The organism is Bacteroidota bacterium, assembly GCA_030706565.1.
Lineage (GTDB): Bacteria > Bacteroidota > Bacteroidia > Bacteroidales > JAUZOH01 > JAUZOH01.
Window position 1 is genome coordinate 1 of the sequence record JAUZOH010000104.1, and the last position, 11,262, is coordinate 11,262.

An 11,262-nucleotide genomic window follows, 5' to 3' on the forward strand; every position below is an offset into this window, starting at 1 on the left:
ACCATTCATCGTCCAGCAATGTTCCATTGGTCTGAAAACAATTGTCTATTTTTTTGCTTCCTGCATATTTTTGTTGAAATTCAATGACATCTTTAAAAAAATCCAATCCCAATAAACTGGGTTCGCCACCCTGCCATACAAAAGTTACCTGAGGAACATTCTGGGTAGCTATATATTGCCTGATATAGCTTTCCAGGGTTTCTTTTTTCATGCGGAAATCGTGGACGTTGTTATAAAGGTTTTTCTTTTCAAGGTAATAACAATACCTGCAATTTAAGTTACATGTTGAGCCTATGGGTTTGACCATGGCCTGAAAAGCAAGAGGTTTACCACTAAGATTCATTTCGTTTAATTAAGTTAATCCTTTTCCCTTCCTCTTTTCATTTTTTCCCTGGAAACGACACCGATTCTTTCGGCCCAACTATCATACTTTTTAACCATTTCGACCACTTTGTCGGGATGTTTCCTGCTTAAGTCGTTCAATTCACTTCGGTCGGCATTAATGTCGTAAAGTTCCCAGGGGCCAAACTTGTCGTTTTTAGTATCATAAAGTGATACCAGTTTCCACTTGCCTTCGCGGACTGCCCGGTTACCTTCGTGTTCCCAAAACAAAGGATTTTTGCGGAAAATTTTACCGCCCTCAAGTAGGGGTAACAGACTGGTACCTTCCATAGGTTTAATATCCTTTGATTTAAATTGTTTAGGATAGTTGCCTTTTGCGAAATCGAGTAAGGTAGGCATGATATCTATGATGTGGGCAGTAGTTTTGTTGATGTTGCCAGCCTTGATCATTGAAGGATACCATGCAATAAAAGGGGTTGAAATTCCACCTTCGTGTACCCAATGTTTGTAAAGGCGAAATGGCGTATTGCTTGCATTTGCCCAAGGATATTCGTAACTGTCGAATGAATCGGGATTGCCGGTGATGCCTTTGGTATGTATGTAATTACCCTGGTTTTTGATTTGTTCGTGGCAGCCCCCGTTATCGGAAAGAAAAATAATGAGGGTGTTGTCGTCGAGATGAAGCTCTTTCAACTTCCGGATTACGCGCCCTACGTTCTGGTCAAGCCGGTCGATCATTGCTGCATACACGGCCATTCTCAAATCCCACATTTCTTTATCCTTCTGTGACAAGGTTGCCCAATTTGGTGAACGTTTATCTACAGGAGAGAGTTTTACCGATGTATCCAGTATACCCAATTTCTGCATTTTTTTGAACCTTTTTTCACGGATTGGTTCCCATCCCTGCATATACTTCCCTTTATATTTTGCTATGTCGGCGGGCAGTGCATTTAATGGCCAATGTGGAGCTGTGAAGGCTAAATACAAAAAGAAAGGTTCTTTCTTTGATTTGTTTTCTTCGAGGTAGGATAGGGCATGATCCGTAATGGCATCGGTCATGTAAAATCCGGTATCCGGAGGCGTATAAAGCTGATCATCAAGGGCCATCCGGGGAGCCGGTTGATTATTCCGGTAGGGGACCAGCTTAAAATAATTGCTCGCTCCGTCTATAAGCCCGAAGTACCGGTCAAACCCTCTTTTGCGAGGCCAGTTCTCGGGTTCGCCTCCAACATGCCATTTACCTGCCATGTAAGTATTATAACCGTTGATTTTTAGAGCCTCACCAAGAGTAATACACTGATGATTAAGATAACCTTCGTAACCTGGATAGCCAAAGTTTCCAACCATATCCCCAATACCTGCTTCATGTTGATATAAGCCAGTGAGCAGGGATGCCCTTGAAGGGCAACAGCGCGAAGCATTATAAAATTGAGTCATTCTCATCCCTTGTTCTGCAAGCTGGTCGAGGTTGGGCGTAGAAATTTCAGAGCCAAAACAGCCTATATCAGAGTAACCCATATCGTCAGCAAGAATGAGTATGATATTCGGGCGTGGATTTTTACCTTTTCCCTGTGCCTGGACCTGATGATGCCCTGCCATCAGCAAAAGGACACTTAGGCTGAATAATTTAAAAGGCAAGAAATTTTTTTTCATGATCAATAGTTTGAAAAATTGGCAAGATATGACAAATAGATTATAACAAACATACGTGATTTTTTTTTAAGTGTCATTCCCAAAGGGAAAAAACGGAATCAGTTTTTATGTGTCATTTTTAAGGGAATTTAACTTTAGGTAAATTATGTGTAATACAATACTTTATGATTTGTTTGATGATTTTATATAAATATTTTTCAAGATTACTTGGACCTAAAATAAAATGCTATATATTTGTAACAGGATAGCACAGGACAGTATAGCTGTTTATTAATATTTAGAATGAAAATAAATGTATAGTTCTGATATCAAAATAAACAATTCGCTCAATACCTCTAAGGTTCAACAATTGGTTGATGCCATTATGCAACTGATCAGTACCGATGATGTACAGGTCGGCGATTTATTGCCTTCGGTAAATCAGTTGAACAGGGATTTGGGTTTGTCCCGGGATACTGTTTTTAAGGCTTACAAGGAATTGATCAGGCGGGGAATGATAGAATCCACACCAACCAAAGGTTATTATGTGGCCAGTGAAAACAACCGGATCTTCCTGCTTCTGGATTCTTATAGCCCTTTTAAGGATGTACTTTACGATTCATTTGTCAAAACATTGGGCAAGGATTATCATGTCGATCTGGCTTTTCATCATTATAATTTCCGGATTTTTGAAACGGTTATTCTCAATAGTATTGGCAAATACAATATGTATGTCATTATGAATTTCAACAATGAGAAAATTAGTGATGTGTTACGGAAGATTGATCCGAAAAAGCTTTTAATCCTGGATTGGGGAAAATATAAAGATGAAAATTTTTCCTATGTCTGTCAGGATTTTGGAAGTGCACCTTATGCATGCCTGGAAGAGGCTAAACATTTATTAAAAAAATACAAGGTCCTTTATTATTACTATCCGGATGATTCTGTCCATCCTGATACTACATACAATTATTTTCAACGTTTTTGCAATGAGAATGAAATCAAATATTCTTTGCTTAAAGAATTGAAGGAGGATATAGTGGAAGAAGGATCGGCTTTCTTCATTTTCCGGCAAAAAGATTTGGTTGACGTGCTGAAATACATCAAGGTGAAAAAGCTGAAAATGGGAAAGGAGGTTGGTGTCTTGGCCTATAATGATGCCCCCTTACTGGAAGTAATTGAAAATGGAATCACCTGTATCTCTACGGATTTTGTGGAAATGGGTAAAAAAGCTGCTGGATTTATTAAGAGTAAGGAAAAAACAGAAGTTGTTATTCCCACTAAGCTTATTTTGCGGGGATCTCTTTGATTTTCACCTTTACCGGATCAAGAAGAAACAATGAAGTGGAAAAATCAATTGATAAAACCAAATAAACAAAAACATTTAAAATCATTTAATTATTAACGTTATGCAAACCAATAAAGAAAAGAATTGTCGTTTGTATGGTTCCTTGCCTAAAATCGGTATACGGCCAATAATCGACGGACGGCGCAAGGGGGTTAGAGAGTCATTGGAAAACCAGACCATGAATATGGCCAAAAGTGTCGCCGAATTAATTTCCTCCCATCTTCGTCATCATGATGGAAGCAAGGTTGAATGCGTTATTGCAGATACCTGCATTGGCGGAGTGGCCGAGGCTGCAATGGCTGCCGAGAAATTTGAGCGGGAAGGTGTCGGCGTTTCTATTTCTGTTACTCCCTGCTGGTGCTATGGCAGTGAAACAATAGATATGAATCCTTATATACCTAAAGCAATATGGGGATTTAACGGTACGGAACGCCCGGGTGCCGTATATCTGGCTGCTGCTTTGGCTGCTCATAGTCAAAAGGGATTACCGACATTCGGTATTTACGGAAGGGATGTCAGGGAAGCTAATGATACCTCTATCCCTGAGGATGTTAAAGAGAAATTACTGAGATTTGCTAAAGCCGGACTGGCAGTGGCTTCAATGAGAGGAAAATCATACCTTTCTATGGGCTCCGTTGCAATGGGTATTGCCGGAAGTATTGTTGATCCTAATTTTTACCAGGAATATCTCGGTATGCGCAACGAGTCTGTTGATTTGTCCGAATTTATCAGAAGGATGGACGAGGGTATATATGACAAGGAAGATTATGAACTGGCTTTAAAATGGGCTCATCAAAACTGCAAAGTTGGTCAGGATAACAATAAGGTAAAAAGAACTCCTGCTGAAATGGAGAAGATTTGGGAGATTTCGGTGAAGATGGCTATGATTGCCAAGGATCTGATGGTTGGAAATCCCAAATTAAAAGAAATTGGTTTTGAGGAAGAGTCTATGGGCCATAATGCCATTCTGGCCGGTTTCCAGGGACAGCGTCATTGGACAGATCATTTTCCCAACGGCGATTTTATGGAAGCTATTTTGAACACTTCATTTGATTGGACGGGTATCCGGGAACCTTTTGTGCTGGCTACGGAAAATGATTCTCTTAACGGTGTGGCCATGCTGTTTGGTTTCTTATTGACCAATACAGCCCAGATGTTTTCAGATGTTCGTACCTATTGGAGCCCTGAATCCGTACAACGTGTTACCGGTAAAAAACCTGAAGGACTTGCTGCAAACGGGTTTATGCATTTGATTAATTCCGGTGCTTCTGCCCTTGATTTTACGGGACAACAGGAGATAGACGGGAAACCCGCAGTGAAATCATTTTGGGATATATCTTCAGCGGATGCCGACAAATGTCTGAAAGCTACCACATGGCGTCCTGCTATTTATGAGTATTTCAGAGGAGGCGGTTATTCTTCCGAATTTTTGAGTAAAGGAGGTATGCCCATCACCATGTCCAGGGTGAATATTGTGAAAGGTTTGGGCCCTGTACTTCAAGTTGCTGAAGGTTATACCGTTGATCTTCCTTCAGATGTAAATGAAAAATTGACGATGAGGACTGATCCTACCTGGCCTACAACCTGGTTTGCACCACGTCTTACCGGGAAAGGGGCATTTAAGGATGTTTATTCAGTCATGAACAACTGGGGGGCTAACCATGGTGCTTCGAGTTACGGTCATATTGGAGCTGACCTGATTACTCTGGCCTCAATGTTACGTATTCCGGTTTGTATGCACAATGTTCCGGAAGATGATATATTCCGTCCAAGTACATGGAATGCTTTCGGAATGGATAAAGAAGGAAGCGATTACAGGGCCTGTACTACTTATGGCCCTATTTATAAATAGGCTTAAACTTTTCTCTAGTTTTTGGTTGTGAAACTCTGTCGGTCTCGTCATTTGACGAACCGGCAGGGTTTTATTTTATGTAAAAATAGTTCTCTTTCTAAAGATGATCGTTGTATTTTGAATATCTTTTTTCTTTGGAGTTTATTAATATGAAGGGCTATTTTTTTAACTTTTGAAGTACAGGGATTTTTAAATTAAACTTGTCGGCCAGGAAATACAGGATTATTAAGATGGTCAGGAATATTGATATTCTGCCAAGATAATCGCCATGTTTTACATAAAACGTAAGTTTGGAGTTTGCATTAATTTTGCCTTTAAGGACTGTTCTTTCCCACCAGCCTGTTTCTTTTATAATTTCCCCTTTTTGATTGATAAATGCGGAGATGCCGGTATTGGCTGAGCGTGCAACACTTCTCCGGGTTTCTATTGCCCGTATTTGCGAATAACTTAAATGTTGTTTATAGCCCGGTGTATTTCCCCACCAACCATCATTGGTGACCACAAATATCAGGTTCGCTCCTTCTTTGATGTAGTCATTCAGATATTCTCCGTAGATTGATTCATAGCAGATAACAGGTGCTATTGAGATTTTATTATTAGGCGAAGACGAATGAAAAACCCCGCGTCGTGGTTGAGTTCCCAGACTGCCTGTGGTTCCTCCCAGATCGATGGTGAGTTTATTCAGATATTTAAAGACCTTCGGATAAGGCATCATTTCAACTCCAACCACAAGCTTCGATTTATGATAAATTTGTATCAAAGAACCTGTATCTACCTGCATTGCGGAGTTATATACATCATAATACATGGGCGCATCTGCAAATTTTCTGGCTGTTGATGAGGGTGTTTCATCCTGTTGGTATAATTTAAAAGAAGTTAACCCGGTGACAAATTTTATTCTGGGATGAAGTTTTATGAATTTTTTTAATTCAATAATGTTCTCGTTATTATAAATATCATTTTCCCAAATTTGATTGTCGATGGAAGTCTCCGGACCAACCATATAATCGGTGGTGGTATCCTGATTTTTCCTGGCCAGGTCGAGCAAAATTTGCAACTGCTCTTCATTGGTCATCCCGCTGAATTTTTCATGGTAGGGATCAATGTTGGGTTGGAGTACCACTATGTTTTCGGGTTTTGTGGTTTCCTTATAAGTGTAAAATCTGACCAAAGAAAAAGCAACCGGAAGGACAACAATTAGAAGGGTAACGGCATTCAATAGCCGGTTTACCTTTTTCTTTTGAATAAAATTTTTGAGCAGTTGAAATAATAGAATATTAACCGATAATACCCAGATTGTGCCTCCCAGGGTTCCTGTATATTCATACCATTGAATAAGTCTGAAATCTTTTGCAAAACCGTTGCCAAGGTTAAGCCAGGGCCAGGAAATTTCAGCGTTGAGATATACAAATTCAAAGGCAGTCCACATAAAAATCAAAGAGAGATAACCAACCACAGGTCCGGTCGTCCTTTTAATTATATGAAATAGCCAGAATATCAAAGAAACAAATAAGGCATTTAATATAATGGCTGCAACAGCGCCAAAAAGCGTGGCATTGTAAATCCAGTATGAAGTCAAAATATTCCAGATAACAAAAGAGAGATATGCATATTTGAATATCCCTTTCGAACGGTTTTTGGTTTTGTTTTCGTAAAGGTGGCTTTCAAGAGCCAGCAAGGGAATAAGTGCAACCAGCAAAATAATTCCTGAAAAATGGGAGAACCAGGGTAAGCTAAGTAAAATTCCACTTAAAATTGCTAAGGTATTGAGTTTTAATTTATTCATAAGATATCCGACAAGATGAAAAAAATTTTTTTATAAATGAGAAACAAAAGTAAAACATGTTTCGTTATCCTTTAATTTTTTAGTTGATTTTTATAGTATTAATTTTTTACAGGAATATGAGGGGATTTAGTGATGAAGGGATTAAAATTCAAGTTTAATGTATTAAAATTCGATGATTATTAATTTCTCTTACTATCTTTGCAAAATTTCAAAGCGATTGTTTTTAAGAGCATATCTTCTTAAATAAATCCGCTCCATGTCGTGTAGAATAAAAACAAGCTTTTATGGAATTAGAGCTTCTTATTAAAGGAATATTAATTGGTTTTCTAGCCTCAATGCCCTTAGGTCCAATCGGTATCTTATGTATTCAAAAAACAGTCAGTAAAGGTCGTATTCCGGGGTTTATTTCCGGGGTGGGTGCAGCAACTGCAGACACTGTTTTTGCCATATTCGCCGGTCTGGGCGTTTCTTTTGTGGTTGCTTTTCTGGAAAAACAGCAGTTATATTTTAAGATAATCGGAGGAGCCTTTATCATCATTCTCGGATTTAAGATTTTTTTTACCAACCCGGTAAAACAAATCAGGCAACAAAGGAAAAAAAAGAATGGGGGGCTTTTTGCTGATTATATTTCTGTCTTTTTGCTAACTCTTTCCAATCCTTCATTTATTCTGGTGTTCATTGCCATGTTCACGGGTTTTAATTTGATCTCGAGCAATACCAGTTTGATTTTAGTGATTTTTGCAATTTTGGGCGTTTTCTTAGGCGCTTCTTCCTGGTGGTTTACCCTTACTTCGATTATCAATCTGTTTAGAAAAAAATTCCGTTTGAAAAGAATCTGGTGGATGAATAAAATTACCGGAGGAGTTATTATTGCTTTTGGATTATTGGCTATTTTAAGTCTGGTGATTCACATTTAAATAAATTATTGAAAGTTCTTTGTTTTTTTAAGATATTGTTGAAAATAAATTGAAACACCCATGATTCGAATAGGGGAAATCATGGGTGTTTGTTTTTATTAAACGGGTATATTTTTCTCAAATCTATAGGCAGTTTAAAAAAAATAATTTAATTAAATCGCTTATAATTAATAGTTTATTGCGAATTTGTCGTAAAAAATATTTTTTCTCATTTTTATAGTTGGAAAAAAGTTATTTTTATAATCTGATTAAAATCAATATTTAAAATCAATATTCAATATGAACAATGACATAACAAATAGAGCAGCTGATAATATTAGAATTCTTGTAGCTGCGATGGTTGAAAAGGCCAAATCTGGGCATCCCGGAGGGGCAATGGGAGGTGCAGACTTTATAAATATTTTATTTTCCGAATTTTTAGAGTATGATCCTACTGATATGACCTGGCCTTTCCGTGACCGGTTTTTCCTGGATCCTGGGCATATGTCTCCTATGTTGTATTCCGAACTGACTTTATGCGGCAATTACTCGCTGGATGAATTGAAAAATTTCCGTCAGTGGGGAAGCACTACTCCGGGTCATCCCGAACTGGATGTAAAAAGGGGGATTGAAAATACTTCCGGTCCTTTGGGGCAGGGGCATGCGATGGCTGTTGGCGCTGCGATTACAGAGCGCTTTTTGGTTCACCGTTTTGGAGAATGGATGGCTCATAAAACTTATGCTTTCATTTCAGATGGAGGAGTAGAAGAAGAAATATCACAGGGAGCAGGGCGAATTGCAGGATATTTAGGCTTGAATAATCTGATTATGTTTTATGATTCAAACGATATTCAGCTTTCTACTGAAACCAAGGCTGTCACCATTGAAGACACTGCTAAAAAATATGAATCCTGGGGATGGAGTGTGCTTAAGATAAACGGAAACGATCCTGATCAGATCCGTGAGGCTTTACATAAAGCTCATGAAGAGAAAGAAAGGCCTACTCTGATTATTGGGAAGACTATTATGGGGAAAGGTGCCGTTACCGATACCGGAGATAGTTTTGAACGCCAATGTTCTACTCATGGGATGCCATTGGGTAAGGCTGGGGCTTCATTCCAAAAGACCATTGAAAATTTAGGCGGAGATCCAGAGAATCCATTTGTGATTTTCCCCGAGGTGAGTGAATATTATGCAAAAGTTGTCAGGGAAAAAATCAATCAGGCTGCCAGCCGTAAGAAGATTCAGGTAGATTGGAGCCTTGAAAATCCGACATTATCTGCTAAACTTTCTAAGTTCTTATATAATAAGCCCGAGAAGCTTGATTTCCCATCAATAATTCAAAAGGCTGGTGCTGCCACCAGAGCTGCTTCTGCAACCGTTTTATCCTATTTGGCAAAAAATGTTGAAAACATGATTGTCATGTCTGCTGATTTGTCCAACAGTGACAAAACTGACGGTTTCTTGAAAGAAACAAAAGCTTTTGTCTGCCACGATTTTTCAGGATCCTTCCTGCAAGCTGGCGTTTCGGAACTGACAATGGCTGCAATTGCCAATGGTATGGCATTGCATGGCGGTGTGATTCCTGCTTGCGGTACATTCTTCGTTTTCTCGGATTATATGAAACCTGCTGTCCGTATGGCTGCTTTGATGGGATTGCCTGTTAAATATATCTGGACACACGATGCGTTCAGGGTAGGAGAGGACGGACCTACACATCAGCCGGTTGAACAGGAAGCTCAAATCCGTTTGCTGGAACAAATGAAAAATCATTCCGGAAAACGGAGCATGCTCGTTTTGAGGCCTGCTGATGCTAATGAAACAACTGTTGCATGGAAGATGGCTCTGGAAAACACCACTGCACCCACTGCATTGTTACTTTCCAGACAAGGGATAAAGGATGTTCCTGCAAAAGAAAACAGATACCAGGAAGCTTTGTCAGCCGCTAAAGGTGCATATATCGTTCAGGAAACTGAGGGTAAACCCGATGTTATCCTTGTGGCCAGTGGCTCTGAAGTATCCACTTTAGTTGATTCTGCTGCATTATTAAATGAGAAAGGGTTGAAGATCAGGATTGTATCAGCACCTTCTGAAGGCTTATTCAAAGAACAAAGCCTTGAATATCAAAAAAGTGTCATCCCGGATGATGTCCCTGTTTTCGGATTGACTGCCGGCTTGCCGGTAACATTGAGGGGAATGGTTGGACCTTATGGAAAGGTGTTTGGTTTGGACCATTTTGGATATTCTGCTCCTGCAAATGTTTTGGACCAGAAGTTTGGTTTTACTCCTGAAAATGTGGTTTCGCAAATTGAAACTTATTTAGCAGAATTTAAAAAGTAAAAAAACAAACATAGAGAAATAAAAAAGGCTTCCGAAGCGGAAGCCTTTTTTATTTGCCAAAAATGACAAATAAAAAATTTAGTTTAGGGATGTTGTTTTATCGTATGCGTTATTTATTTCCAGATCCAATCTTTCATAAACTGAGTTCTGACTTTTGAATTCAGGGACAATTTCTTTCATTATTCTGACCAACTCAAAATTATTCTGATCTTTCAGCGATATTTTCAGGTCGTCGATATACCTGCAAACCTTCTCAAAATCATATTTGATCACTTTAGCAATCATGATTTTAGGATGATAGGTAGGAATGGTGTTTTCCCTTGCATTTAGCAATTCTTCATAAAGTTTCTCACCTGGACGCAAACCTGTGAATTTAAGGTGTATGTCTTTACCGATTTCCAGGCCTGAAAGTTTTATCATTTTTTTAGCCATATCCACAATTTTAACGGATTTACCCATATCAAAGATATAGATTTCTCCTCCCTCACCCATTGCGCCAGCTTCTAATACCAGATGGCAGGCTTCAGAAATGGTCATGAAAAAACGGGTTACGTTCGGGTCTGTCACCGTAACCGGACCACCATTTTCAATCTGTTTCTTGAACCGTGGTATGACCGAACCATTGGATCCCAATACATTTCCAAAACGGGTAGTAATAAAGTTTGTACTGCAGGTACTATTTAAAGACTGAGTATAGATTTCTGCAATTCTCTTTGACGCACCCATTACATTGGTCGGGTTAACTGCCTTATCTGTTGAAATCATCACGAACTTGCTGGCTTTGTATTTAACTGCAAGATCCGCAATAAGTTTGGTGCCCAGAATATTATTGTGTACTGCCTCAATAGGATTAATTTCCATCATGGGCACATGCTTGTAGGCAGCAGCATGATAAATAATGTCGGGTTTATATTTTGCAAATATTTCATTCATCCTTCCCAGATCAGTAACATCGGCCAAAATAATTTCATAATCATGAAAATTAAATTTTTCTGATATTTCCAGATCTATATCGTAAAGAGGTGATTCTGCCTGATCCAGTAATATGATTTTTTGAGGATTGTAT

Annotated in this window: 8 protein-coding genes; 4 read left to right on the forward strand and 4 right to left on the reverse strand. The window is 38.9% G+C overall.

The features are described 5' to 3' along the window. Together Q8907_07315 and Q8907_07320 are read right to left on the reverse strand one after the other, a co-directional pair. On the reverse strand, positions 1-343 hold a 343-nt coding region (locus Q8907_07315; protein ID MDP4274070.1), incomplete at its 3' end, for a radical SAM protein. A 14-nt stretch (positions 344-357) separates the two neighbouring features. Further along, positions 358-1,995, reverse strand: coding sequence for an arylsulfatase (locus tag Q8907_07320; protein ID MDP4274071.1), 1,638 nt, complete (start codon positions 1,993-1,995; stop codon positions 358-360). A 292-nt stretch (positions 1,996-2,287) separates the two neighbouring features. Between Q8907_07320 and Q8907_07325 the strand changes: the two genes are divergently transcribed. Together Q8907_07325 and Q8907_07330 are read left to right on the forward strand one after the other, a co-directional pair. After that, positions 2,288-3,283 (forward strand): GntR family transcriptional regulator, encoded by a 996-nt coding sequence (locus tag Q8907_07325; GenBank protein MDP4274072.1) that lies wholly within the window; start codon positions 2,288-2,290, stop codon positions 3,281-3,283. Positions 3,284-3,383: 100 nt separating this feature from the next. Further along, entirely contained in the window at positions 3,384-5,174 is a 1,791-nt protein-coding gene (locus Q8907_07330) for an L-fucose isomerase (protein ID MDP4274073.1), read from the forward strand. A gap of 157 nt (positions 5,175-5,331) precedes the next feature. Here Q8907_07330 and lnt read toward each other — a convergent pair whose 3' ends face one another. Next, on the reverse strand, positions 5,332-6,960 hold the full coding sequence (lnt, locus tag Q8907_07335) for an apolipoprotein N-acyltransferase (GenBank protein ID MDP4274074.1): 1,629 nt from the start codon (positions 6,958-6,960) through the stop codon (positions 5,332-5,334). A 284-nt stretch (positions 6,961-7,244) separates the two neighbouring features. Here lnt and Q8907_07340 point away from each other — a divergent pair, with 284 nt between their 5' ends. Both Q8907_07340 and Q8907_07345 read left to right on the forward strand, forming a co-directional pair. After that, complete coding sequence (locus Q8907_07340; GenBank protein MDP4274075.1) at positions 7,245-7,877, forward strand: LysE family translocator; 633 nt, start codon at positions 7,245-7,247, stop codon at positions 7,875-7,877. Positions 7,878-8,156: 279 nt separating this feature from the next. Then, positions 8,157-10,196 carry a transketolase gene (locus Q8907_07345; protein ID MDP4274076.1) on the forward strand — a complete coding sequence of 680 codons (2,040 nt, stop codon included), beginning with the start codon at positions 8,157-8,159 and terminating at the stop codon, positions 10,194-10,196. 78 nt (positions 10,197-10,274) lie between these two features. Here the strand turns inward: Q8907_07345 and Q8907_07350 are convergent. After that, positions 10,275-11,262, reverse strand: a 988-nt coding sequence (locus Q8907_07350) for a polysaccharide biosynthesis protein (GenBank protein MDP4274077.1), incomplete at its 5' end; no start/stop codon positions are given.